Annotated in this window: 22 protein-coding genes; 5 read left to right on the forward strand and 17 right to left on the reverse strand. The window is 68.2% G+C overall.

Going from position 1 to position 24491, the window contains the following annotated elements; genetic code table 11:
• Positions 1–144: 144 nt before the first annotated feature.
• Complete coding sequence (locus tag K7711_RS34960) at positions 145–444, reverse strand: hypothetical protein (protein ID WP_040821110.1); 300 nt, start codon at positions 442–444, stop codon at positions 145–147.
• A 26-nt stretch (positions 445–470) separates the two neighbouring features.
• Complete coding sequence (locus K7711_RS34965; protein WP_222974942.1) at positions 471–1856, reverse strand: class II 3-deoxy-7-phosphoheptulonate synthase; 1386 nt, start codon at positions 1854–1856, stop codon at positions 471–473.
• Positions 1857–1946: 90 nt separating this feature from the next.
• Here K7711_RS34965 and K7711_RS34970 point away from each other — a divergent pair, with 90 nt between their 5' ends.
• Complete coding sequence (locus K7711_RS34970) at positions 1947–2435, forward strand: polyadenylate-specific 3'-exoribonuclease AS (RefSeq protein ID WP_222974944.1); 489 nt, start codon at positions 1947–1949, stop codon at positions 2433–2435.
• Positions 2436–2481: 46 nt separating this feature from the next.
• On the opposite strand, the gene K7711_RS34975 is transcribed toward K7711_RS34970, so the two are convergent.
• From K7711_RS34975 to K7711_RS35020, 10 genes are all read right to left on the reverse strand, one after another.
• Entirely contained in the window at positions 2482–3207 is a 726-nt protein-coding gene (locus tag K7711_RS34975; protein WP_222974946.1) for a lysophospholipid acyltransferase family protein, read from the reverse strand.
• A gap of 134 nt (positions 3208–3341) precedes the next feature.
• A complete protein-coding gene (locus K7711_RS34980) occupies positions 3342–4424 on the reverse strand; it encodes an ROK family protein (protein ID WP_222974948.1) in 1083 nt (360 codons plus the stop codon).
• On the reverse strand, positions 4421–4981 hold the full coding sequence (locus tag K7711_RS34985) for a hypothetical protein (RefSeq protein ID WP_222974950.1): 561 nt from the start codon (positions 4979–4981) through the stop codon (positions 4421–4423). Before K7711_RS34985 ends, K7711_RS34980 begins: the two co-directional genes overlap by 4 nt.
• Entirely contained in the window at positions 4978–6252 is a 1275-nt protein-coding gene (locus tag K7711_RS34990; protein WP_308015089.1) for an ArsA family ATPase, read from the reverse strand. Before K7711_RS34990 ends, K7711_RS34985 begins: the two co-directional genes overlap by 4 nt.
• A 74-nt stretch (positions 6253–6326) precedes the next feature.
• Positions 6327–6764, reverse strand: a complete 438-nt coding sequence (locus K7711_RS34995) for an SRPBCC family protein (protein WP_040821103.1) — start codon at positions 6762–6764, stop codon at positions 6327–6329.
• A 46-nt stretch (positions 6765–6810) separates the two neighbouring features.
• Positions 6811–7209: a polyketide cyclase / dehydrase and lipid transport gene (locus K7711_RS35000; protein ID WP_222974952.1), complete on the reverse strand. Its 399-nt coding sequence runs from the start codon at positions 7207–7209 to the stop codon at positions 6811–6813.
• A gap of 10 nt (positions 7210–7219) precedes the next feature.
• Positions 7220–8383, reverse strand: coding sequence for a glycosyltransferase family 4 protein (locus K7711_RS35005; protein WP_222974954.1), 1164 nt, complete (start codon positions 8381–8383; stop codon positions 7220–7222).
• 119 nt (positions 8384–8502) lie between these two features.
• Positions 8503–9510 carry a peptidase MA family metallohydrolase gene (locus K7711_RS35010; RefSeq protein WP_222974956.1) on the reverse strand — a complete coding sequence of 336 codons (1008 nt, stop codon included), beginning with the start codon at positions 9508–9510 and terminating at the stop codon, positions 8503–8505.
• Between the two features lie 30 nt (positions 9511–9540).
• Entirely contained in the window at positions 9541–10581 is a 1041-nt protein-coding gene (locus tag K7711_RS35015; protein ID WP_308015090.1) for an NlpC/P60 family protein, read from the reverse strand.
• A 157-nt stretch (positions 10582–10738) separates the two neighbouring features.
• Positions 10739–11323 carry a C40 family peptidase gene (locus tag K7711_RS35020; RefSeq protein ID WP_222974959.1) on the reverse strand — a complete coding sequence of 195 codons (585 nt, stop codon included), beginning with the start codon at positions 11321–11323 and terminating at the stop codon, positions 10739–10741.
• A gap of 540 nt (positions 11324–11863) precedes the next feature.
• Between K7711_RS35020 and K7711_RS35025 the strand changes: the two genes are divergently transcribed.
• Positions 11864–13675 carry a DEDD exonuclease domain-containing protein gene (locus K7711_RS35025; protein WP_222974961.1) on the forward strand — a complete coding sequence of 604 codons (1812 nt, stop codon included), beginning with the start codon at positions 11864–11866 and terminating at the stop codon, positions 13673–13675.
• Positions 13676–13735: 60 nt separating this feature from the next.
• Positions 13736–14011 carry an Lrp/AsnC family transcriptional regulator gene (locus tag K7711_RS35030; RefSeq protein WP_040821092.1) on the forward strand — a complete coding sequence of 92 codons (276 nt, stop codon included), beginning with the start codon at positions 13736–13738 and terminating at the stop codon, positions 14009–14011.
• An 83-nt stretch (positions 14012–14094) separates the two neighbouring features.
• Here the strand turns inward: K7711_RS35030 and qcrB are convergent, their stop codons facing one another.
• From qcrB to ctaE, 4 genes are read right to left on the reverse strand one after another with little or no spacing between them, the layout of a single operon-like run.
• Entirely contained in the window at positions 14095–15726 is a 1632-nt protein-coding gene (gene qcrB / locus K7711_RS35035) for a cytochrome bc1 complex cytochrome b subunit (protein WP_222974963.1), read from the reverse strand.
• Positions 15723–16928 (reverse strand): cytochrome bc1 complex Rieske iron-sulfur subunit, encoded by a 1206-nt coding sequence (qcrA, locus tag K7711_RS35040; protein WP_268929582.1) that lies wholly within the window; start codon positions 16926–16928, stop codon positions 15723–15725. Before qcrA ends, qcrB begins: the two co-directional genes overlap by 4 nt.
• Entirely contained in the window at positions 16925–17797 is an 873-nt protein-coding gene (qcrC, locus tag K7711_RS35045) for a cytochrome bc1 complex diheme cytochrome c subunit (RefSeq protein WP_222974965.1), read from the reverse strand. Before qcrC ends, qcrA begins: the two co-directional genes overlap by 4 nt.
• Before the next feature lie 54 nt (positions 17798–17851).
• Positions 17852–18463, reverse strand: a complete 612-nt coding sequence (gene ctaE / locus K7711_RS35050) for an aa3-type cytochrome oxidase subunit III (RefSeq protein WP_222974967.1) — start codon at positions 18461–18463, stop codon at positions 17852–17854.
• Between the two features lie 271 nt (positions 18464–18734).
• On the opposite strand from ctaE, the gene K7711_RS35055 reads away from it, so the two are divergent.
• Both K7711_RS35055 and trpD read left to right on the forward strand, forming a co-directional pair.
• On the forward strand, positions 18735–19151 hold the full coding sequence (locus tag K7711_RS35055; protein ID WP_222974968.1) for a hypothetical protein: 417 nt from the start codon (positions 18735–18737) through the stop codon (positions 19149–19151).
• 95 nt (positions 19152–19246) lie between these two features.
• Positions 19247–20302 (forward strand): anthranilate phosphoribosyltransferase, encoded by a 1056-nt coding sequence (trpD, locus tag K7711_RS35060; RefSeq protein WP_222974970.1) that lies wholly within the window; start codon positions 19247–19249, stop codon positions 20300–20302.
• Positions 20303–20409: 107 nt separating this feature from the next.
• Here trpD and K7711_RS35065 read toward each other — a convergent pair whose 3' ends face one another.
• Positions 20410–24282 (reverse strand): NACHT and WD repeat domain-containing protein, encoded by a 3873-nt coding sequence (locus tag K7711_RS35065; RefSeq protein ID WP_222974972.1) that lies wholly within the window; start codon positions 24280–24282, stop codon positions 20410–20412.
• Positions 24283–24491 lie beyond the last annotated feature (209 nt).

The raw sequence follows: 24491 nt of genomic DNA on the forward strand, positions 1-24491 counted from the left end.
GGCCTGTGACTGTGACCACAACACATCGGCACAACGAAAGACTCAGGGACACAACAAAATCAGTGAATCAGACCGAATGTGACGCCGATGTGACCAGCAAACATCCGGCCGAAGAATGGATACCGATCGGTGACAACGGACCGTTCAGGCAACCGCGAGCAACGGGGCTCCGGTCTCCGGATCATTGATGGCGACGACGGTGTCGGTGGTGAACACATCCACCGACACCCCTCCGATACTCGGGCTGATATTCGTCGTCACCTGCGCCGAAACCGCGGCCGGATCGTAACCCCAGGAAATGTTGAAGATCAGCAGGCGACTGCCGTCGCGCAAGACCACCTCCGAGGGGATCCCGTCCCGGTCCCGGTCACGCAGCAACCGCAGGATGGTGCGATCGGCGGGATCCACCCGCAGTACACCCGCCCCACGGAATACGACGTTCACCGCTGCTCGCCCCTCCTCGCCGGCGATCAGCGCAGCATCTCGGCGACGAGGAAGGCCAGCTCCAGCGACTGCTGCGTATTCAGGCGCGGATCGCAGGCCGTCTCGTAGCGATCCTCCAGATCCAGATCGGAGATGTCCTGCGCGCCCCCGAGACATTCGGTGACGTTCTCGCCGGTCAGCTCGATGTGCAGACCGCCGGGATGGGTGCCCAGCGCGCGATGCACCTCGAAGAATCCCTGCACCTCGTCCACGATCCGATCGAAGTGCCGGGTCTTGTACCCGGTCGAGGATTCGTGGGTGTTGCCGTGCATCGGATCGCACTGCCAGATCACCTGATGACCGGTCGCCTGCACCTTCTCGATGATCGGCGGCAGCACATCGCGCACCTTGTGATTGCTCATCCGGGCCACCAGCGTCAACCGGCCGGGTTCGTTGTTCGGATCGAGCCGCTCGACATATTCCACCGCCTGATCCGGGGTGGTGCCGGGACCGATCTTGAGCCCGATCGGATTGGCCAGCAGTTCCGCGAACGCGATATGCGCGCCGTCCAGCTGACGGGTGCGTTCACCGATCCACAGGAAATGCGCCGACAGGTCGTACAGCACCGGATCACCGGCGGCGTTGTACGCCAGGCGCAGCATGGCGCGCTCGTAGTCGAGCACCAGCGCCTCGTGGCTGGCGTAGATCTTGGCCGCCTGCAGACTCGGATCCTGCACCCGGCAGGCGGTCATGAAGCGCAGACCGCGGTCGATCTCCTCGGCCAGCTGCTCGTACCGGGCGCCGGCCGGGGACTGCGCGACGAAATCGCGATTCCAGTCGTGCACCTTGTGCAGATCGGCCATACCCGCGCCGGTCAGCGCGCGCACCAGATTCATCGCCGCGCTGGCGTTGGCGTAGGCGCGCACCAGACGCGACGGATCGTGTTCGCGCAGTCCGGGTTCCGCGACGAGCGAATTCACCATGTCGCCGCGGTAGGACTTGAGGCCCTTGGCGTCGGTGTCGGCCGAGCGCGGCTTGGCGTACTGCCCCGCGATGCGGGCCACCTTCACCACCGGCAGACTCGCGCCGTAGGTCAGCACCACGGCCATCTGCAGCAATGTGCGGATATTGCCGCGAATGTGTGGTTCGGTGTTGTCCGCGAACGTCTCCGCGCAATCGCCGCCCTGCATCAGGAACGCCTCACCGCGCGCCACCTCGGCGAGGTGCGAACGCAATTCCTCGACCTCAGCGGGGACACAGATCGGCGGGACGCTCTCCAGGACGGTACGCATCCGCTCGGCCTCTTCGAGGTCCCAGGACGGCTGCTGCAGGGCGGTGCGGGCCAATGCGTCGTCGAGCCGACGACGCATTTCCGCGGGAAGCGGAGGCAACTCCGGCAAGCGATCGATGGGTACGTCGACGGTCCAGTTCACCAGACAAGAATAGATTCGGCCGCGAACTCGTGCGAACTCGGAGGTGGGGCAGCTCGCGATCGCGTGGCGAACACGCCGTAACCTCGACCGGTGCGCTACTTCTACGACTCGGAATTCATCGAGGACGGCACCACCATCGACCTGGTCTCGATCGGCGTCGTCTGCGAGGACGGACGTGAGTACTACGCGGTCTCCAGCGAATTCGATGCGGCCAAGGCAGGCCCGTGGGTGCGGCGCAACGTGCTGCCCAAACTGCCCGCCCCGTCCTCCCCGCTGTGGCGCACCCGCCGGCAGATCCGCGACGACATCTACCGCTTCCTGATCCCGCGCACCGGTGTCGAACCGGAGCTGTGGGCCTGGGTCGGCGCCTACGATCACGTGGCGCTGTGCCAGCTGTGGGGTTCGATGGTCGATCTGCCCAACACCATGCCTCGCTACACCAACGAACTGCGTCAGCACTGGGACATGGCCGGACGTCCGCCGCTGCCGCCGATTCCCACGGACGCGCACGACGCCCTCGCCGACGCCCGGCACAATCTGGCCAAATTCGAGGCGATAGAAAAAGCGCGCCGCATGTGATGCGACGCGCTGTGTTCGGGATTTCCGGGTGCCCGGATGAACCTGCCTATCCGGCAATCGATTCGGGCACCCGATCAGCCTCGGGACGGCTGCCCGAGGGCACGCCCTTCTTCAGGCTGGCCGCGTAGACGTCCACGTACTCGCGCCCGGACATCCGCATCAGCTCGTACATGATCTCGTCGGTGACCGCGCGTTCGACGAAACGGTTGCCGCCCATGCCCTCGTAGCGAGAGAAGTCGATCGGCTTGCCGAACTTCACGCTGACCTTGCGCATCCGCCAACGGAACGGTCCGGGCGGGCAGACCTCGTCGGTGCCGATCAGCGCCACCGGAATCACCGGGACGCCGGTCTCCAGCGCCAGGCGCGCGACACCGGTCTTGCCCTTGTACAGCCGCCCGTCGGGTGAGCGGGTGCCTTCGGGGTACAGCCCGACCACGCGGCCCTCGTCCAGCAGTTTGCGCGCGGTGTTCAGCGCGCTCTCCGCGGCGTCGGCCCCGCTGCGATCGATCGGGTACTGCCCTGTGCCGGAGAAGAAGAACTTCTGCAGGCGGCCCTTGATGCCCGGGGAGGTGAAGTATTCGGCCTTGGCCAGATAGGTGATCCGCCGCGGACTCAGCAGCGGCGTGAACAGCCAGTCGGTGAACGACAGGTGATTGCCCGCGAGGATCACCGGTCCGTCTGCCGGAATGTTCTCCACACCTTCGACCGTCGGCCGATTGAATAGATGCATGAACGGCCCCGGGAACACGTACTTCAGCAGCCAGTAGAACATTGCGTCCTTTCACCCCAGTCGGATTTCCGGGACCGGCGTCGTCGCGGGCACCACAGTCCGATGCCGACTCTACCGCCGGTGATGAGTTGTGACCAAGTTCGCAAGATGCATTTCACACCACCGGAACACGGTGGTCAGCGGCGGGCCCCCGCCCGGCCACCCGGAGCGGTCTCCCGGGCGGTCGAACGTGTCGACTTGCGCGCCGCCGACGACTTCGCGCGATCCGCACCGACCGCCGTCGGGCCCGCGCTCAGGGCCGTGCGAGCCAGTTCGGCGGCCCCGATCATGCCCGCGCCCTCACCCAGCTGGGTGGTGCGGATGCGAGCCAGCGGCCGATGGCGGGCCCCGGTGATCGCGGCCGCGTAGTGCTCGCGGGCCTCGTCGAGAAACAGTGGGGCGGAAGAGCTCACCCCGCCCGCGATGACCACCAGATCCGGATCGAAGATATCGCTCACGAAGGCCAGGCCCAGGCCCAGCCAGCGCGCGAAATCCGCCATCACCTCGAGTGCGACCGGATCACCGTCCTGCGCGGCGCCGGCGACCCGGCGTCCGGTCAGCGAGCCCGCATCCCGGGACACCTCCCGCGCCAGAATCGTCGAGCGGGTCGGGTCGATCGCCAGCCGCTCGATGGCGGTGTCCACCAAGGCCGTTCCGCTGCAGTACCGCTCCCAGCAGCCGCGTTTGCCGCACGGGCAGGCACGGCCGTTCGGGACGACCTGTAGATGTCCCAATTCCGGTGCCACGCCGAAACTTCCGCGATACAGCTCGCCTCCGACCAGCAGCGCCGCGCCGATTCCGGTTCCGATCGCCACCAGCACCCCGTTGTGCGCACCGGCCGCCGCGCCGAACCGGTATTCGGCCCACATCGCGGCGTTGGCATCGTGTTCCAGGATGACCGGCAGCTCGAGCCGCTCGGACAACCGGCTCGCCACCGGCGAGTCCTGCCACGGCAGATGCGGGGCGAAACGCACCGAAGCCCGTGTCTCGTCGACGAATCCGGCCACCGCGAGTCCGACCGCGCCGATCCGGTGCCGCCCGCACAGTTCGCGCACGGCGCGCTCGAGGCCGTCCTCGAGTGCGTGTTCCGAATGCGGGGTCGGGGCCTGCACGGTGTCGAGCACCTCACCCGCGCCGTCGACGACCGACGCGCGAATGTTGGTGCCGCCGACATCGATTCCGACGGTGAGGGGCCGTTCCCGCCCGATGCGCGTGGTCATACCTTGATCTGCACCGGGATCGAGATGTACCGGCGCCTGCCCTCGGCCGATGTGGTCGAGTTCGCTCGTACATCGGATTCGGCTGCGCCGGAACGCGTTTCGGCATCGTGCGGGGCAGCCGAGGAACTCCGGCCGCCGGGGACCGGCGCGTCCGGATCGAACGGGCTCGCCGGTTCGTCCGGCGAGTCATGCTCCGGCACACCGGCCTTCGGCACGTCACCGGCGGCCGCGGGATCCTCGGCCGCATCCGTGTCGGTCGGCATGACGGGTTCGACCGGCACACCGGCCAGCGCCTCGCGCAACACCGTCACGATGGCGGTGCCGTGCGCGGCCAGGGAGGCGACCACGTCGTGGTGTTCGCCGCGCGCCAACGCCGCCGCAGCACACAACGGGCACCAGCTGCATCCGGTCCATTCGGCGCCGCCGTCGGCGGACGCCCGGCGCAGCACCGGTTCAACCCGCTCCAGCAGCACCTCGGCCAGCAGCCGGAGTTCCTCGGCTAGTTCACCGATGTGCGCGTCGTGCTCGGGACCGTGCGGTTCCCGGTAGTCGTTCATCGCGGCCATACCTCGGGGTCGGGGCGAAAGCGCACGACCAGCAGGCCGCCGTCCAGCTCGGCGCCGTCGACGGTGCATCGTCGCAGCACCGGGGCCAGCCGCAGCCGCCGCCGGATGCCGTCCGCTCCCACGATCAAATCGTCCTCCACTCGTCCCAGTCGCAGCGTCGCCGGGTCCACCACGGGCAACGCCAGCCGCAGCGCGTACACCGACTGCAGGCCGCTTCCCGACTCGAGCCGAACCTGCGGCTCGCCGGGGCGCGTGCCTCGGGCCGCCGCGTCGTCGCCAAGCATAGGGTCTGCGGCGACTCCTGCCCGATTACCACGCGTTTCGGCAGCAAGCGCCGCCAGCGGCTCCGCGCCGACCGGCTCGGACCCGCTGTGATGGGCGATCCGCACCGGCAGATCCGGGATGCGACGGCGCAGATCGGCGATGACGGCGAGTTGTTCGGCGCGTCGCTCGGCGTACCAGCGCACCGCCGGATGCTCGGACGGCTCCGCATCCGGCAGCGGCGGGAGCACCTTGTTCACCAGCACCTCGTCCAGGCGCAGATCCAGCAGCGCCGCAGCCGAACGCACCCGCACCGATTCGGCCACCGCGACCCGTTCGGCGACGGTGATCAGCCGCATCCCCGTGCGGGTCCGGTCGGCGAGCAGATCGCGCACCCGGGTGACCGCACCGGCGATCCGCTCGGCGGTCACGGCCACGATCGCCCGCCGCAGATCCCGCCCGCCCGCACTCATGGCACGGGCGTGGGCGGGCCAGATCCGGTCCAGATAACCCAGCAGGGAACTCGGACCGGTGACGATGCGCAACATATCCGCCGTCGGCGGGCAGTCCACCACGATGACGTCCCAGTCGCCCTCGTCGGCGAACCGGGCGATCTCGCTGAGCATCAGCAATTCCTGCACACCCGGCAGACCGGTCAGCTCGGCCGGATCCAGCGACCCCAGATCCAGCCCGTGCTCGTGCCCCGCACCGCCCAGCAGGCGCACCACCTCGCGGAACCGATCCTCCAGCAGCGCAAGGGAATCCACCTCGATGACGTCCAGACCGGGCAGCACGCAGGTCACCCCGGCGACACTCCCGGGATCGTGCGGGAACCGATGGCTCAGCGCATCGCCGAGCGAATGCGCCTGATCCAGCGAGGCCAGCAGGACACACTCCCCCGCCGCGCGATACGCCATCGCCGTGGCACAGGCCAGCGTCGTCTTGCCGACGCCGCCCTTGCCCGCGAACAGTTCCAGCCGAGTCCCCCGCGACCCACCCACCGAGGACTCCTGCTCGGAGCCCACGGGGTCAGGCGCGGACTCGGCCGGGAAATCCGCGGAGGGCGCTGATCCGGTCAGTCCTCGACCCGTTTCTTGAGTTCCTTGAGCGCGGTATCGGTGATGACCTTCTCCGCCTTGCGCTTGAACATGCCGATCATCGGGATGGTCAGATCCACGGTCAGCTCGTAGACGACCTGGGTGGTGCCGTCGGGCTGATCGATCAGCTCGTAGGTGCCGTCCTGGGCCTTCTGCAGATCACCGCTGGAAAGCTGCCAGCTCACTGCCTTGCCGTCCGGGCGCCAGGTGTAGGACAGCACATAGGTGTCCTTGACGACGCCCGCGTCCAAGACGAACCGTGCGGTCCTGGCCCGGCCGTCGGCGAATGTGTCCAGGATTTCCACCGAACGCGCCGCCGCGACCCACTCCGGGTACGACTCCAGATCGGCGATGACGGCCATCACCCGATCCGACGGTGCATCGATGATGATCGACCTCTGGGTCCGGTCGGCCATGACTGACAGCGTTTCCTTTCCGGCGTGCGGTGCGGGAGAACAGGATTCAGGAGGTGATCAGGTCGGCCGATGCGTGCGCCGGGGGTTCACCGGCCGCGCGTCCGGCCTCGAGGCGGGCCTTGATCTCGAACGACATCTTCTTACCGGCGACCCGTCGAGACCGGTTGGCCGCGACCAGATCACGCCCGGCCGAGGAGGTCGGTTCGGCGTGCAGGAAGTAGTGCAGGATGACCCCGTCCAGCGACGGCTCCAGCCACACCTCCATGGTTCCGGTCAGCGCACCGCTCACTGTCCAGCGGATTCCCTTGTCGGCCCGGTCCTCTCGCACCTCGAGGGTGAGGTCGGGCCACCAGCGCCGCCAGCGGCCGCGGTCGGCCAGAACCTCGCCGACCGCGCTTCCGGGGGCTGCGACGAAGGTTTGATCCGCCACCTGGATGCTGCTCATGCGCCTGAGCCTAACCCAACCGATCCGCACCGCTCGATCGCACGTTCCCGTCCAGCAGTACGCGCAGCCGAGCGCCGAGGGCATCCCAGCGCCACTGGGTGCTCACCCACTCCCGCCCGGCCGCGCCCATACTCGCCGCCGCGTCGCGATCGGACAGGATCTCCACGATCGCCTCGCCGATCTGCGCGATCGACCGCCCGTCCACGACCCGTCCGGTCCGGCCCTCCTGCACGGTTTCCGGTGCGCCGCCGGAATTTCCGGCCACCACCGGAACGCCGGTCGCCGAGGCTTCCAGATAGACGATGCCCAGTCCCTCGACGTCCAGTCCCGCGCCGCGGGTGCGGCACGGCATGGCGAACACGTCGGCGATCGTGTGATGGGCGGCCAGCTCGGCCGAGGGCACCCGGCCGGTGAACACCACCTGATCGGACAGGTCCATCGCCTGCACGAGCCCGCGCAACTTCTCCTCGTACGGGCCGCCGCCGGCGATCACCAGCATCGCGCCGTCCACGCGATCCTTGATCTCGTGCATCGCCATGATCAGCATGTCCTGGCCCTTGCGCGGGACCAGACGGGACAGGCACAGGATCGTCGGCCGCTCACCCAGTCCATAGCGGGCGCGAAGTTCGCTGCGCGCGCCCGGATCCGGGCGGAAAACCTCGCTGTTCACCCCGGGCGGCAGATATTCCAGGGCCGACCGCGCACCGAAGGCCGCCGCGAAACGCCGCCGCGTGTACTTGCTGACATAGGTGATCGTGTCGGTGGTGTCGCCGATCGCGCGCAGCGCCTGCCGCGCGCCCGGCAGCATCGACCAGCCCACCTCGTGGCCGTGTGTGCTGGCCACGATGCGCTCGGCACCGGCGCGGCGCAGCAGCGGCGACATCAACGCCAGCGGCGCGGCCGCACCGAACCAGACCGTGTCGCACCGCTCGTCGCGCAGCAGTTTGGCGGCGCGCCGCAGTACCAGCGGGGTGGGCACCATCAGCGTGGTGGGATGACGCACGACCTGGAACGGTTGTTCGGCGTCGAAGCGCAGATGCGAATCCCCGCGCCACCGCGGCGCGTACACGACCAGCTCATCCGGCGGCAGCTGCGTGGCCAGCGCATGCACGTAGGACTGGATACCGCCCGGTCTCGGTGGGAAATCGTTCGTTACCAGCAGGGTGCGCGCCATGCGGGCAGTCTATTGACGGGTGCGCCTGCCGTGCGGTCCGGGCTCTGCTGCGGTGAGAAGGGTTGCGCCGCACCCGCATCCCCGAGCCCGCCGATCCCGGCAACCGGGCGTTCGCGGGGTCAGGCGCTCGCGCGGGCCTTGATCCAGTCACGCCAGCGGGCGACGAAGTCGGAATGATCGATGCCCAAGGTGCTGTGCAGTGCGGTGTCCAAGGCGGGCGCGTCCTGTGGTCCGGTGGCCAGGTGGCGGTAGAGCTCGACCAGCTTCGGTTCACCGAACCGCGCGGCGACGTAGGCGTTGGCGGACCAGCCCTGCTCGTAGGCGAGTTCGGCGTCGTTGCCCGGAGTCGGAGCGAAGGCCTCGTCCGCGGGCAGATCGGCGGGTAGCGCACCGGTGCGGGCCTTCGCGATCAGGGTGGGGGCGAGCTGGGCGAACGTCTGGCCCGAACCGCGATGCGCGGAGTACTCGGCGAAACCCTCCAGCACCCACTGCGGGGAGCCGTCCGCGGTGACCGCGCGGGCGGCGACATGGGTGAGCTCGTGCCGCAACGTCTCACGCAGACCTTCCGGGCCCAGACGACGGCCCGCCGCGGCACTGAACACGATGCGCTGACCGGTCGGCTGCGCGGGCGGGACGAACGGATCCGACACCGAAGCCGCAGCGATCTGATCGGAGACCTCGCCGGTCTGGTGGGTCAGCGCGGCGAATTCGGCCGGATCCGAGGCCACCGCGATCACCGCGTCCCGGGCCCAGTCGGTGCCCCACAGCTGGGTCACCGCCGCGACCGCCGCGCCCACGTCACCGGCCAGGGCGTCCACGTCGTCGCGCTGATAGGGATGGCCGAGCACCACCGACAGGCGGCCGTCGGCGGCGCAGACCTGCCGGGTGACCACGGGTGCGTACGACTCCATCGACCGGCGTAGCTCGGGCAGCTGCGGATCGGCCGGAGCCGAGGGCACGGCCGCATCCGCGGTCGCGGGCACCGGCCGCACGTGCAGCGCCGATTTCGGTAGTAGCACCAGTGCACCGCCGACCGCGGTCAACGCGACCACCATCGCGACCGTCGCGACGAACTCGAACCGCCGCTTGGCCGCCAACCAGTTTCGAACCCGAGTCAACGCAGTCATATCAGCACGCTCGCGCTCACCTCGTTGTGATTAGGGCATCCCGATCCAGTACCGCCGTGCCCCGTAGAAGGGGAACGACCCCATCGGCGCCACCTTCACCGGGACGCCGAAAGTCGAAGCGTGCAAGATGAGTCCGTTACCCGCGTAGATCCCCACGTGCGAGGCATCGGAGTAGAAGAACACCACGTCGCCGGGTTGCAGCTGATCGTGCTGCACCGGGGTGCCGACCGTGGCCTGTTGCTGACTGGTGCGCGGCAGATTGATGCCGACATGGTGGAAAGCCCACTGCACCAGACCCGAGCAGTCGAACTGATCCGGACCGGTCGCGCCCCAGACGTAGGGATCGCCGACCCGGGTCATCCCCGCGGCCAGCGCGCTGGTGCCGCTGCCGGGGACCAGACCGCGCAGCAGCGCTTCGCGATCGAAGCCCGGCGGGAACAGCGATCCGGCCAGGGAGCTCTTGTCGCCCGCGGACAGCGCACCCCAGGCCTGGATGACCTGAGCGATCGCACCTTGCAGGTCCGCGCGCTTCTTCTCCAGATCCGTGCGCACCGTATCGGCCTTCTGCGCGGCGGTGTGGGCGACGTCGGATGCCTTGTGCGCGGTGGACTGTGCCGCCGTGGCCGCATTGGTCGCCTTCGTGAACTGGGCGAGTTGCTCACTGGTCTGCGCCTGCAACACATCCAGTGTGGACATCTGATCCAGCAGTTGCTGCGGCGAATCACTGGCCAGCACCGAGAACATCCGGTTGGTGCGTGCGCCCATGTAGGCGGCCATCGCCGTACGGTCCACGGCCGGTTGATATTTGCGCACCTCGGCCTGGGCGGCGTCGACCACCTGATTGGCCTGGGCGAGCTTGGCATCGGCAGTGCGTTCGATGCCCATCTTCGCGTCGAGATCCTGCTGCGCGCCCAGGGCCTGCTGATTGAGCTGTTCGGATTGATGGGACAGATCGATCAGCTTCTGGACGGCATCGCTGGCGCTGGTCGGCGGGGCGACCGGTTCCGCGAAGGCACCGCCACCGGCGCCCGCGCCGAACACCAACGCGCCCACCGCCAATGACCCGCCCACCAGGCGTCTGGTTCGTCTGTTCCGATAGTGCGCGGTCACTGCCTGCAGGGCCCCATTCCGTGTTCCGGACTAGTCATCACGAAGGTCTCGATCAGGTTACGGAATCCCGGCCCACGATGTCCAGCACAGCACAAAACGATCACGGTCTTTTCGGTGGTCAGTAACGTCGCACACCGGCGATGGGCATCGCGTGCAGGGGCGCGACCTTGACGGGCTGACCGTAGGTGGACGCGTGCACGATGTTGCCGTTGCCGACGTAGATGCCCGAATGGCTACCGCCGTAATAGGACACGACGTCGCCGGGCTGCAGATCGTTCAGGCCGACGGGAGCCCCGGCGGAGAGCTGCGCGTAGCTGGTGCGGGGCAGATCGCGACCGGCCTGCGCGTAGGACCACTTCACCAGACCCGAGCAGTCGAAGGCGTTCGGGCCCGCGGCGCCGTAGACGTAGGGGTCGCCGACCCGGGACAGGGCCGCGTTCGCCGCGCGCTGCCCGACCGTTTCGACCGGGGCGGGCGTCGGGGTGATGCCGGGGATGACCACACCCGGCGGAATCACGTTCGGCGGGATGGCGCCCTTCGGGATCGCGCCGATGACCTGATCGGGCACCTCGACGTTGCCGATCCCCGGAATGGTGACCGGCGCAGCCGTGGCGGGCGCGATGGACAGCAGCAGAGCGCTGAGGGTGGCAGCGCCGACGGCTCCGGCCGCAACGGCCCGGTGGGCGTGTCGCTTGATCGCCATGATGCGGTGACTCCTCATCTGCCCCGCGACGCCGCACCGGGTGGTGCGTCGAGCTCCGCGAGGTCTCGACAAGATTACGAACGGATAACGGTCCGTTGTAAAGCCGCAGACACGGCCAGCAGAGGTCGGCAACTTTTACGAGCACGAATTCCTGGGAGATATGTCACACCAATCACGAAACCATAACAACCCGAGGTGACCTGCGATTTCCCGGGAGCACATCAGCGTGCCGAAGCGATCTCTCGAAAGAGGGTTTCAGATCGCCCCGATCGGGAAATCAGCATGTGGGCAGTGTGTTCGCAGCACGTACTCAACCGTACGGTCCGCATGCGATCGGCCCCGGACGCGCGCGCTCGCGTATCGCTCGCCAAGCCTCCTGGAATTTCGGCCGACTGATTCGCAAAACGAATCATTGTGACCCTGGCCACATTTATGTGTTTCACCCTGAAACAGACCGCATGTATCGGGTAGTGCGGCGAGATATCGGCGGCATCGACCGCATCGGCGATTCCTGTCGTACCCAGTCGATACGCTGCCGCCGTGTCCCCTCCCGCGCCGCGCCCGGCCCAGCTGGCCTTCGACGACCTGGACACTCCGCTGTACGACATCACCTTCGTCGTGGTGGATCTGGAAACCACCGGGACCAGCCCGGAAGGCGACGCCATCACCGAGATCGGCGCGGTAAAAGTGCGCGGCGGTGAGGTGCTGGGCGAATTCGCCACCCTGGTCGACCCGGGTCGCGCGATCCCGCCGCAGATCATGCAGATCACCGGGATCACCACCGCGATGGTCTGCACCGCGCCGCGGATCGAGGCGGTGCTGCCGGGATTCCTGGAATTCGCGGCCGGGTCGGTTCTCGTCGCGCACAACGCCCGGTTCGACATCGGCTTCCTCAAGGCCGCCACGGCCCGGTGCGCGACCGCCTGGCCCGGCTTCCAGGTCCTGTGCACGGTGCAACTGGCCCGGCGGATCCTGCCGCGCGACGAGGCGCCCACCGTGCGCCTGTCGGCACTGGCCGAGTTGTTCGGCGCGCAGACCCGCCCCACCCACCGCGCGCTCGACGACGCCCGCGCCACCGTCGATGTCCTGCACGCGTTGATCGGCCGGGTCGGCAATCTCGGCGTGCACAGCCTGACCGAACTGGCCGACTATCTGCCCGCGGTGACCAAGCGGCAGCGCTCCAAACGTTTCCTCGCCGCCGATCTGCCGGCCGTGCCCGGGGTGTATCTGTTCCGCGGGCCCTCGGACGAAGTCCTCTATGTGGGGACGGCGGTGAATCTGCGTCGCCGGGTCCGCACGTACTTCACCGGATCGGAGACCCGGCCGCGCATGCGGGAGATGGTCGCCCTCGCGACGCGGGTCGAGCACGTCCCGTGCGCGCACGGACTCGAGGCCGGTGTGCGCGAGCTACGGTTGCTCGTCGCGCACACCCCGCCCTACAACCGACGCTCGAAATTCCCGCAACGCGCCTGGTGGATCACCCTGACCGAGGAGCCCTTCCCGCGCTTCGCCATCACCCGCACGCCGACCCGGGATACTCTGGGGCCGTTCGGATCCCGCGCCGCCGCGACCGAGATCGCCGCCACCCTCGCCGAGTACTGCGGCCTGCGCACCTGCACCACCCGCATCCCCCGCACCGGCCGGCACGGCGCGCACTGCCCACCGGCCACGGTCGGCGGCTGTCCGGCGGGCCGGTCCGGGATCCTCACCGCCGCAACCGAATACGCACCGACGGCGCAATCGGTACGCGACCTGTTCGACGGCCGCTCGGATCTGCCGCTGCACGCCATGCGCGAACGTCTCGAAACCTGTTCCGACGCCGAGAATTTCGAGGTCGCCGCCCGAGTGCGCGATCGCACCGTCGCGGTCGTGCGCGCCCTGCGCCGCACCCAGCGGCTCGCGGCACTGGCCCGCATCGCCGAACTCGTGGCCGCGCGCCGCGGCGAGGCGGGCGGATGGGATTTCGCCGTGATCCGCTACGGGCGTCTGGCCGCCGCCGGATCCGCGGCCCGCGGCGTCCCGCCGATGCCGGTGGTCGACGGTCTCGTCGCGGCCGCGGAAACCGTCGTCCCCACCCGCCTCGACGGCACCAGCACACCCGCTGCCACACTGCCCGGCACCGATTCCGCCGACGAGCGATCTCATCCCCCGCTGCGCGGCGCGCCACCGGAAGAGACCGCACTCATCGTCACGTGGCTGGCACAACCCGGCACCCGCATCGTCCGGACCAGCGACGGCTACGCCGAACCGCGCCTGGGCGCAGGCCCCTGGCTGACCTGGGTCGAACGCGCCGAGACCGCCGCCCGCACCGAATCGGCCGGGCGCGACTATCTCACCGGCACCGAATCCTGACACCCCACCGGTCCGCCCTCTTCCCGCAGGTCCGGAGCACACCCCATCTAGACTCACTGCATGATTACCGCGATCGTATTGATCCACGCCGACGCCGCCCGCATCCCCGAAACGGCGCAGGCGCTGGCGGATCTGGAAGGTGTGGCCGAGGTGTACTCGTGCGCGGGCGATGTGGACCTGATCGCGGTGGTGCGGGTGCGCGATCACGAACAGATCGCCGAGGTGGTCACCGGGCACGTCAACAAGACCGCGGGCGTGCTGCGCACGACCACACACATCGCGTTCAAATCCTATTCGCGCGCCGAGGTCGAGGCCGGATTCTCGATCGGCGAATGAACCCGCCCCGGCCGCCGAGTCACACCTGAAAAAAGCAAAGGCCCCGAACCGTTTCCGGTTCGGGGCCTTGCTGGTGAGCGAACTCAGTGGCCGTGCTCGTCCTCGCCGCCGCCCGCGTTCTGATCCTGGTACTCGGCCAGGATCTCGAGCTGCTTGTGGTGCTGCTCGTTGTCGTAGGTGGTCTGCTCGGCGGCCTGTCCGGCCGGATCGGCCCGCAGGAACGAACCGGCGCCGGGCTTACCGGCCCAACCCAGCTTGTTCATCTTCTTCGGCACCGTCGCGCCCTGGTACTCCAGCGGGATCGGGTGGCCGTGACCGTCGACCGGACCCAGCGGCTGGTGCACCTCGATGTACTCACCGTGCGGCAGACGCTTGATGACGCCGGTCTCGATACCGTGCTCGAGCACCGCGCGGTCGGCGCGCTGCAGACCCAGGCACATCCGGTACGCCAGGAAGTAGGCGATCGGCGGCGCGGTCAGCAGACCGATGCGGAAGATCCACGTCGTCGCGTTCAGCGAGATGTCGAACTTCAGCGCGATGATGTCGTTGACGCACGCCAGGGTCAGCACCAGGTAGAACGCCAGGGCCATCGCACCGATCGCGGTGCGCACCGGCACGTCGCGCGGACGCTGCAGCAGGTTGTGGTGCACGCCGTCACCGGTCAGGCGCTTCTCGATCCACGGGTAGGCGATCAGCACCATGAACACCAGGCCCATGAGCAGGGCCACCCAGACCGGAGCCGGAATGGTGTACCGGCCCAGATACAGCTCCCACGGCGGCATCAGACGAGCCAGACCGTCGGTCCACATCATGTAGAAGTCCGGCTGCGAACCCGCCGAGACCTGGGACGGGTTGTACGGACCCAGGTTCCAGATCGGGTTGATCTGCAGGACGCCACCCATGATCGAGACGATGCCCAGGGTGAACATGAAGAACGCGCCCTGGTCCGCCGCGAACACCGGGACGATGCGCGCACCGACGACGTTCTTCTCGGTGCGGCCCGGTCCGGGGAACTGGGTGTGCTTCTGGTACCACACCAACGCCACGTGCGCCGCGATCAACGCCAGCATGATGCCCGGGAACAGCAGCACGTGCGCGATGAACAGACGCGGGATGATGATCGTGCCCGGGAAATCACCGCCGAAGATCAGCCAGTGCATCCAGGTGCCGATCACCGGAATACCCATCGTGATACCGCCGAACGCGGCGCGCAGGCCGGTACCCGAGAGCAGGTCGTCCGGCAGCGAGTAACCGAAGAAGCCCTCGAACATCGCCAGGATCAGCAGCAGCGAACCGATCACCCAGTTCGCCTCGCGCGGCTTGCGGAACGCACCGGTGAAGAAGATGCGCAGCAGGTGGATGATGATCGAGCAGGCGAACAGCAGCGCCGCCCAGTGGTGCACCTGGCGGACGAACAGACCGCCGCGCACCTCGAAGGTGATGTCCAGCGCCGACTCGAACGCCCGCGACATGGACACGCCGCGCAGCGGCTGGTACGAGCCGTTGTAGACGACCTCGGTCATCGACGGATCGAAGAACAGCGTCAGGTAGATACCCGACAGCAGCAGGATGATGAACGCGTACAACGCGATCTCACCGAGCAGGAACGACCAGTGGGTCGGGAAGACCTTGTTGATCGAGCGCTTGACGAATGCGGCAGCGCGGTACCGCTCGTCCATCTCGTTGGCCTGTGCGGCCGCTTTTCCAGGACTCATGAACGACGCTCCCAGTAGGCCGGGCCGAGCGGCTCGATGAAGTCGCCGTTGGCGACCAGGTAGCCCTCGGAGTTGACGGTGATCGGCAGCTGCGGCAGGGCTCGCGCGGCAGGGCCGAAGATCGGCTTACCCCAGTGGAGGGCGTCGAACTGCGACTGGTGGCACGGGCACAGGATGCGGCTGTCCTGCTGCTCGAACAGCGAGGTCGGGCAGCCCAGGTGGGTGCAGATCTTCGAGTAGGCCCAGTAGTCGCCGAAGTTGAAGCTCTCCTGGCCCCGGCGCTTGACGGCCCTGGCAGCGTCCTCGGGACGGAAGCGGATCAGCATGACCGCGTTGCGGACGCCGCGCAGCGACTGGAGGGTCTCCTCGGCGTTACCGCGCCACTCCTCTTTCCAGGGGAACACCGTCTCCATGCCGCCGGCGTCGAGATCCTCGGCACGCACCAGCACGATGTCCTCGGGACGTCCGGTGTCCTTGCGCAGGAAGACGGTCTGACCGGCGTAGTCCGGCGTCCAGCCGGACACCCACAGCGGCGACTTCTTGCCCTGCGCCCACGGGTTCTTGATCAGACCGCCGACGAAGACGAACAGCGCGCCCACGCCCAGCACGCCCAGGCCCAGGCCCGCGGTGCGGGTGATCAGCTTGCGGCGGGCCAGGGTGGAGGTGTCCAGCGCATCGCCCAGCTGGGCGGCGAGGGTACGACGTTCCACCTCGTCCGAGGGGCCGTCGTGCCGGGTCTGGATGGCGATCTCCGGCGGGATGAATTTCTTGCGGATCAGCACCATGGCCACGCCGACGGCCAGCACCGCGATACCCAGCAGCAGGCCGTACAGCGGAGTGGTCAGCGAGTAGATGCCCGCGCCGGACTCGTCGCGGCCCTTGTACCGCCACGGCCAGAACAGGAAGACCCCGATCAGTGCGATACCGGCGAGCGTCGACACGACGAACCAGAACGCCACCTGACGCTCGGCCCGCTTCTCCGCGCGTGTGCCCGGAACCGGCCAGCGCGGAGCGCGGTAGGCGACATCGACGCCGTCCCGCCTGGTGCCGAGTTCGACCAGCTCGTCGCGAGACATCGCGTCGAGCTGCTCCTCGGTCGGGTTCAGATCATCGTGGGAACTCGCGGAACTGCCATCGGCACCTGTTTTGACGGCACCGCCGTCGTCCGGCCGACCCATGTCGTCGTTCTCCTTGTCTGTCATGAGCGGGATCCGATCCACATCGCCGCACCGACCACACCGACGATGCCGATGATCCACATGGCCAGACCCTCGGTCGCGGGACCGAAGCCGCCGAGACCGTAGCCGCCCTCGGGGTCGGACTTGGTGCGGTTCTTGATGTACGCGATGATGTCGCGCTTCTCGTCCGGGGTCAGCTGCCGGTCGGAGAACTTCGGCATGTTCTGCGGGCCCGACAGCATCGCGGTGTAGATCTGCTGTTCGCTGGCCGGGCTCAGCGGCGGGGCGAACTTGCCGGAGGACAGCGCGCCGCCCTTACCGGTGAAGTTGTGGCAGGACGCGCAGTTCATCCGGAACAGCTCACCGCCGACGCCGAGGTCGGCGCCCTTGGTCAGCGATTCCTGGGCGATCGAGCCGTCCGGGTCGCGAACCACCGACGGACCGCCGCCGTTGGACGCGATGTAGGCCATCAGCGCGTCGGTCTGCGTCTCGTCGAACTTCGACTCCTTGCGCACGATCTGCGCGGAGTTCGACGGCGCGGGCATCCGACCGCTGGAAACCTGGAAGTAGACCGCGGCCGAGCCGACGCCGATCAGGCTGGGGCCGCGATCCTGCACACCCTGCAGGTTCGCGCCGTGGCAGGTGATGCAGGAAGTGTCGTAGAGCTGCTTGCCCTGACGAATCAGGGCGGACTGATCCTCGTCCGCGGTGGCGACCTGCGCGTGCGGGGTCAGTGCCGAGGCAGCGAAGCCGGCTCCTACCAGAGCCATCAGAAGAACCAACCCGCCGGCCAGCTTCCGGCGCATCCGGCGCTGCTTGCGGGTCTTGGTGGCCTGCGCGTTCCCGGCCCCGCTGTGGGGCTCTTCAGGCACTGACGGGGGAGATGAACTCATCTGTGTCCCTTTTGGAGTAGACGGAACCGACTGATGCTCTTGTTGGGCGCCGGGCTAGCGGACGAAGTAGATCGTGGCGAACAACCCGATCCAGACGATGTCGACGAAGTGCCAGTAGTAGGAGACGACGATCGCCGCGGTGGCCTGCGCCGGAGTGAACTTGGAGACCTTCGTGCGGATCAGCAGGAAGATGAACGCGATGAGACCGCCGATGACGTGCAGACCGTGGAAGCCGGTGGTGATGAAGAACACCGAGCCATAGACGCTGCTGGAGATCGAGGTGCCCTCGCTGTAGAGGCCGTGGTACTCCGTGGCCTGGCCGCAGACGAAGAACAGACCCATGATGAAGGTCACGACGTACCAGCGCCGCAGTCCGAACACGTCGCCCTTCTCCGCGGCGAACACCCCCATCTGGCAGGTGAACGAGGAGGCGATCAGCACGGCCGTCACCGGTACCGCGAGCTTCATGTCGAGCTCGGTCGGCTCCGGCGGCCAGTTGCCGTGGGCCTGCGCGCGGGCGACGAAATACATGGCGAAGAGGCCGGCGAAGAACATCAGCTCGCTCGACAGCCAGATGATGGTTCCGACGCTGACCATGTTGGGCCGGTTCAGCGAGTGCACACGCTGGGTTATGGCCGATCCTGGTGTCCCTACTGCGGTCGTCACGCCGGTAAGTATGACTCGCCGTAGTACGACGGGAGTACTCGGGTGCGAATCTTGCTGTCCGATGTCGGAATTCGTAGGGCATTACGACCTCTCCCAGCGACTTCGGCGTGTTCGGCAAGAGAGTCGATCTTGCCTGGTCGCAGCATGTTCCGAGGGTGCGTAAGGTACCCGGGTCGGCCCGTCGCGCCTCGCGCGGGCGCGATTTCTGTGGTGATGTTCCGGACGGGCGCGGCGTCGCCGAAAACGGACGATTACGGGTACGGAGGTCGGTATGGGATGGCGGTCGGCATGGCAGCGCTGGACCGGTCGCGGGGGTGCTGCGCGATGGGATCCGGAGCGCACAGATCTGGTGGTCGTGGTGTCGAGTTTCGATGACGCGGAGTCCTGTTCGGCCGCGCTGGAGCGGGCCGCGCGACACTGGGCTCCCGACGTTCCGGCGATGCTGCGGCATCATCTGCGTATCCCGGCCGAACAGGTGGCGGCGGTGACCGCGCTGGCCGCGCAGGACGGCTACTCCCCCGCCGAACCCGGTGAGACGAGCCCGGCGACAGCGGATCTGCTTTTGCAGCGAGTGCAGATACTCGATGCCCTGCACTGTTCGCAGGAACGTTCGCGCATGGCGAGTCTGGCGCAACGTCACGACGGCACCGCCGTGGGCTGGGATGCCCTGCAGCCGCCACGGTCCTGATTCGTCAGGGCAACCGCGCGGAGAAATGACTCGACACATCCCATTAGGCTGATTGTCCGGTAGCCGGGATGCGGCACTTGCGACAGGAGAGGTTGATGAGCGCGCGCAGCTGGCCCCAGATTCTCGGGGCCCTCACCGACGGGGTCGATCTGACCACGGAGGACACCGCGTGGGCGATCGATGAGATCTTCTCCGACAACGCCACTCAGGCCCAGATCGCGGCGTTCGGCGTCGCGATGAAGATGAAGGGCCCGACGCCGTCGGAGTTGGCGGGTCTGGCCGACGCCATGCTCGGGCTGTCCCGGCGGGTGCCGATCGAGGGTCCGGCGATCGATATCGTCGGCACCGGCGGAGATCGGTCGGGCACGGTCAACATCTCGACGATGTCCTCGATCGTGGTGTCCGCGGCCGGAGTTCCGGTGGTCAAGCACGGCAACCGGGCGGCCTCCTCCAAGAGTGGCGGCGCGGACGTGCTCGAGGCGCTGGGGGTGAAGATCGCGCTGGGCCCGAAATCGGTGGCGCGGTGTGTGCGCGAGGTCGGCATCGGTTTCTGTTTCGCCCCGATATTCCATTCCGGCCTGCGGTTCGCCGGACGCGCCCGCGCCGAGATCGGCATCCCGACCGTCTACAACGTGCTCGGTCCGCTGACCAATCCGGCCCAGCCGCAGGCCGGACTGATCGGCTGCGCCTTCCCGGACCTGGTCGGCGTGATCGCCGGGGCCTTCGCCGGACGTGAGAAGAACGCCCTGGTGGTGCGCGGGAACGACGGTCTGGACGAGATCACCACCGCCGACACCACCGACGTCTGGGTGGTCACCGGGGGCAGCGTCTCGGAGACGACCGTCGACCCGACGCGGCTGGGTATCGAGCGGGTTCCGCCCGAAGCCCTGCGGGGTGGCGACGCCCAGGTCAACGCCGCCATCGCCCGCGAGATGTTCGCCGGGGCCCCCGGTGCGGTCCGCGACGCGGTGCTGCTGAACTCCGCGGCCGCGATCGTGGCGTACGAGCTGACTCCCGAGTCGGCGGGGGGCGATATTCACGACGCGCTGGCCGCGTCGCTCGATCGGGTCGCGCAGGCCGTCGACGGTGGTGCGGCCACGAAGCTGCTGGAGCGTTGGGCGGCGTTGAGCAACGAGCTCGGCGACGACTGATCGCGCGATCCCGCGTCACGCGAGGTCGCCGCACGAGCCTCGGCTCATCTCCTGCCGCAGGGCCTCGGTTCATCCCCTACGGATGCCCGAGGCCCCCGATTCGCTCCTTACGCCTGCTTTTCGCATGCGGCCCGGTACGGCACTCCGGGTAGGTACCGCCGCCACACATCGGCGGTCAGCGCTCCCTTCGAGTCCTGGCGGATTCGGTGCGCGACACGATCGGGATTGAGGTCCCACCAACGGATTTCGCCACGTGCGTTGGTCCCGACGAGGTGGCTGCCGTCCGGCGCGAACGCGAGGTTCCAGCCGAACCTCGAATCCGTCGGCGGAATGATCGAGCCGCCCAGTGGGGTGGGATGTGCGGGGTCGGTGAAATCCCAGAGCCGGATCGCCATATCCGCACCGACCGTCATGAAACGATCACCACGAGGATCGAAGACGACCCGATCGATCGGTGTCCCCACCCCACCGACGAGACCACCGAGCGCCCGTGCGTGCGTGGGATCGTGCACATCCCAGAACCGCACCGTGTGCGCTACCGAATCGGTGACGGCCAGGGTCCGGCCATCCGGCGCGAACAACGACCGGGCATTGGGCTGCCCGGACTCGAACTGTCCCGAGAGCATGGGCCGGTTCGGATCGCTCGTGTCCCACAGCTGGATTCGTCCACGGATACCGGTGACCGCCAGCTGACGTCCATCGAGCCGGAACTCGAGGGTCTGGACGGATTGTCCGGTGGCGGGGTTGGGTATCTGCCCGGCCGCTCGAGGCCGGGACCGATCCGAGATGTCCCACAGCTGCTCGTACATCGAGTACGGCGGGTACGTCACGACCAGGCGACCGTCCGGACTCACGGTCACCGGCCCTCCCTTGCCCGGAAACGTCCCCGCGACCCGCGGATGTTCCGGATCGACGACGTCGACCAGTTGCAGCACCGACTCCGCACCGTCCTCGCGGAAGACCAACTCCGTGCGTCCGTCGGGTATCGGCTGCTCCTGCGTGATCTGCTCGCGGGGATGTTCGATCACTCCGCGCGAGTGCAGTGCGTTCTCGTGGATGTCCCAGACATTGCCGGTCGCTTGCAGGGTGTGCCCATCGCGACCGAAGACAGGCAGCGTCGGGAAGCCGGTCGGTGCGAGGACCGTCGAGGGCGGCAATGTCCAGAGCACCGGCCCGCCACTACCCGCAGTGACCAGGTCCTGACCGACCGGGGCGAACGCCACTGACCAGACCAGGTCCGCACCTCGGCTCAGGACGATATCGGTGGGCACCGGATCGGCCGGGTCGGTCAGGTGCACCAGGCGCATCGCTCTGTCCGACCGCACCACGGCGAGTGTGCATTCCGCATCGAGCGTCGGGCTTTCGGCGGAGTTCAGCCCGCTGGCCGGAGGCGTCAGCCGACGCGGACGACCCGGGTCCTCGATGTCCCACATCTGTAGACCCGAGGTCGTCGGGTCGGCACTCTGCAGCGCCAGTGTCCGGCCATCGGGACACAGTGCAATGGGTTCTGCCGCGCCCCCCGATCCGACGGTTCCGAGCGGTTGCGGCACAGTCGGGTCGGCCACATCCCACACATGGACGCCGTCGTCACCCTGAACCGCCAGAACAGGTTTGGATCGCCCGAAAACCACTTCGGCAAAGGAGGTTTCAGCAGGAATCGAGCCCAACTGCACCGGTCGCGTGGGATCGTCCACGTTCCACAGCACGACCGTGCCTCGGGTGTGCACGGCGAGCGTCCGCCCGGTCGGCGCGAATGCCATGGTCCCAGCGGAATCCCATCGGGCGCCCGTCTGCCGTGGATGGGCCGGATCGCCGACATCCCAGAGCTCGATGTTCTGCGTCGTGCCGAGACTGTTCGTGACGGCCAGCATCCGACCATCCGGAGCAAATTCGATCCGGCCCGGACTCCCGATCGAAATCCGGCCCAGCACACGCGGATTCCGGCGATCCGCGATGTCCCACATCGTCACCCGCCCCGACAACCCGACCGCGGCGACGACCCGGCCGTCCGGCCGATAGGTGATGTACTGCCCTGGTTCACCGCCCGGCAGCGGCGTACCGACCGCCAGATTCTGCGACGCCAGCACCTGTGCCCGAGCCGTCGGATCATTCGGCCGCATCCGATACGCCGCGACCGACAACTGAGCCGACAACGACGGATCCGTACTCTGCATCCGCTCGGCCTGCGCGAGCACAGCGGCCAACCGAGCGTCATCCCGCTGCCGCGCATTGGTATTGCTCTCCCACCGCGCCTGCACCGCCAGCACCACCACGACGACGCACAACAACGCCACCACCGCCCGCACCGCCATCGCATTCCGCCGCTGCCGACGCCGCGCCGCCTGCGAGGCAGACAGGAATTCGTCCGCGACGGGAGCCAGCGAACCGCCCGCCGCGTGTTCGGCAACGGACTCCAGCCGCGCACCCCGATACAGCAGCGAGGGATCCCGGCCCTGCGCGGCCCAGTCGGCGGCATCGGTGTGCAGCCGTTGACGTTCCAGCGAGCCGACCCGATCCTCATCCAGCCAGGTACGCAGGCGCGGCCAGGCGTCCAGGACGATTTCGTGTGTGAGATAAGCGGTTTCGGCGTCCAGGGTGATCAGCCGGGTGCGCGCCAGCGCCTCCAGCGCGGCGTCGGCCGCCTCGATCGCCCGGCGGGTCAGCTCCTCCCGGGACACCCGCCGACGGGTGTCCCGCGAATCCCGGCCGACGGTGATCAATCCGAGCAGGACCTGTTTGGCGGCTGCCTGCTGGAATTCGCTCAGACCGGTCCAGGCTCGTTCGGCGGTCGCCGACACCGAACCGACGACGCCGCCGGCCGCACGGTATCCCTCGATGGTCAGCCGCCTACCCGAGCGCCGCTCCCACGCGGCCGTCATGACGTGCGACAGCAGCGGCAGTGCGCCCGGATCGTAGGCGTGGCGCTGTTCGGCGTGCCCGATCCCGCACAGTTCGGTGATGACCAGTTCCTCGAGGCCGGGTTCCAGTTCACAGCCGAGCATTTCGGCCGGACGGGTGACCGCCTCGGCCAGTTCGTCCAGGCGCATCGGCCCGAGCAGATAACTGCGATGTTTGAGCGCGTCCTCGAGCACGGGATGGTCCAGGCAGGCGGCGTAGAAGTCGGCGCGGACCGCGAGGACGACCGCCACCGGATCGGTGTCGTCGCGAATCGCCAGATGTTCCAGGGCAGCCAGGAATCGGTCGCGTTGGGTTTCGTCGTGGCACTGGGTGAACACCTCCTCGGCCTGATCGATCACCAGCAGCCGCCGGTCCGCACCGGCCCAGTGCGCCAACGCTTCCGCGACGGCGGCCTCGTCGGGGTCCGCGTCCCCCGCGTATCCGATCGCGCCCAGCAGTGCCGTCAGCGGCCGGGCGCCGGGCGTGAGGATCACACTGTCCCGGCCGTCCTCGGCCAGTTGCGGGGCCACGCCGGCCGCCAGCAGCGAGGACTTTCCCGCCCCGGACGCACCGACCAGCACGACGATGCCGCCGTCCCCTTCGGCCGTGGCACGCACGAGCCCGGCCAGTTCGGCGGTCGGGCGGGTACGTCCGAAGAACAGCGCGGCGTCCTCACGGCGGTAGGCCGACAGCCCCGGATACGGACAGGGCAGTTGCGGATCGGCATCGGCCGTCCAGGCGACCGCCGCCTCCCAGATGCGCTGCCATTCCCGCACATCCAGTAACGCGGGCGGTACCGGATCGCAGGATTTGCGCGCCTGCTCGATCAAGGTCAGCAGCACCGGAACCAGCGCGTCGAATTTGGCGGGCACATTGCGTCCCGCTCGCCAGTCGCTGATCCGCTGGGCGGAAACCCCGCCACCCTGTCCCTTGGCGCGGGCGGCCCGCATCCGCGCACCGGCGGTTGTGGCGACGCGTTTGAGCGTCGGATTCCCGGCGGCCTCGTAGAGTTCCGCGAAGCGATTCGCGAAGACCGTCCGAGGTGTCTGCGGCACTCGTATGCCGTTGTCGGCCGTACTCATTGGCCCCCTCCGATTCCTCGCCGTCGAGCGACTCGACGGCTCGGCCCACGGTAGGCGAACCGGACATCACGTCATCGGTGATCCGCGGTGGATTGCCTGGTCGGTCCGGCCGACCGATGTTCCGGACCGGAGCCGACACGCGCGGCTTCGCCCCCGCACGGCCGAATCACCCACGTTGCCGGAGCAAGTCACCACACGGTCTGGGAACC

The organism is Nocardia coffeae (genome assembly GCF_019890715.1).
Taxonomy (GTDB): Bacteria; Actinomycetota; Actinomycetes; order Mycobacteriales; family Mycobacteriaceae; genus Nocardia; species Nocardia jiangxiensis.

What these genes read in the sequence shown, in the direction of transcription:
- K7711_RS35020 (WP_222974959.1), bottom strand. Translation starts at nt 11,323, where the DNA reads ATGGCGATCAAGCGACACGCCCACCGGGCCGTTGCGGCCGGAGCCGTC.
- qcrC (WP_222974965.1), bottom strand. Translation starts at nt 17,797, where the DNA reads ATGAGTTCATCTCCCCCGTCAGTGCCTGAAGAGCCCCACAGCGGGGCC.
- K7711_RS35055 (WP_222974968.1), top strand. Translation starts at nt 18,735, where the DNA reads ATGGGATGGCGGTCGGCATGGCAGCGCTGGACCGGTCGCGGGGGTGCT.
- K7711_RS34980 (WP_222974948.1), bottom strand. Translation starts at nt 4,424, where the DNA reads ATGACCACGCGCATCGGGCGGGAACGGCCCCTCACCGTCGGAATCGAT.
- trpD (WP_222974970.1), top strand. Translation starts at nt 19,247, where the DNA reads ATGAGCGCGCGCAGCTGGCCCCAGATTCTCGGGGCCCTCACCGACGGG.
- K7711_RS34995 (WP_040821103.1), bottom strand. Translation starts at nt 6,764, where the DNA reads ATGGCCGACCGGACCCAGAGGTCGATCATCATCGATGCACCGTCGGAT.
- K7711_RS35000 (WP_222974952.1), bottom strand. Translation starts at nt 7,209, where the DNA reads ATGAGCAGCATCCAGGTGGCGGATCAAACCTTCGTCGCAGCCCCCGGA.
- K7711_RS35010 (WP_222974956.1), bottom strand. Translation starts at nt 9,510, where the DNA reads ATGACTGCGTTGACTCGGGTTCGAAACTGGTTGGCGGCCAAGCGGCGG.
- K7711_RS34975 (WP_222974946.1), bottom strand. Translation starts at nt 3,207, where the DNA reads ATGTTCTACTGGCTGCTGAAGTACGTGTTCCCGGGGCCGTTCATGCAT.
- K7711_RS35065 (WP_222974972.1), bottom strand. Translation starts at nt 24,282, where the DNA reads ATGAGTACGGCCGACAACGGCATACGAGTGCCGCAGACACCTCGGACG.
- qcrA (WP_268929582.1), bottom strand. Translation starts at nt 16,928, where the DNA reads ATGACAGACAAGGAGAACGACGACATGGGTCGGCCGGACGACGGCGGT.
- K7711_RS34985 (WP_222974950.1), bottom strand. Translation starts at nt 4,981, where the DNA reads ATGAACGACTACCGGGAACCGCACGGTCCCGAGCACGACGCGCACATC.
- K7711_RS35030 (WP_040821092.1), top strand. Translation starts at nt 13,736, where the DNA reads ATGATTACCGCGATCGTATTGATCCACGCCGACGCCGCCCGCATCCCC.
- K7711_RS35005 (WP_222974954.1), bottom strand. Translation starts at nt 8,383, where the DNA reads ATGGCGCGCACCCTGCTGGTAACGAACGATTTCCCACCGAGACCGGGC.
- qcrB (WP_222974963.1), bottom strand. Translation starts at nt 15,726, where the DNA reads ATGAGTCCTGGAAAAGCGGCCGCACAGGCCAACGAGATGGACGAGCGG.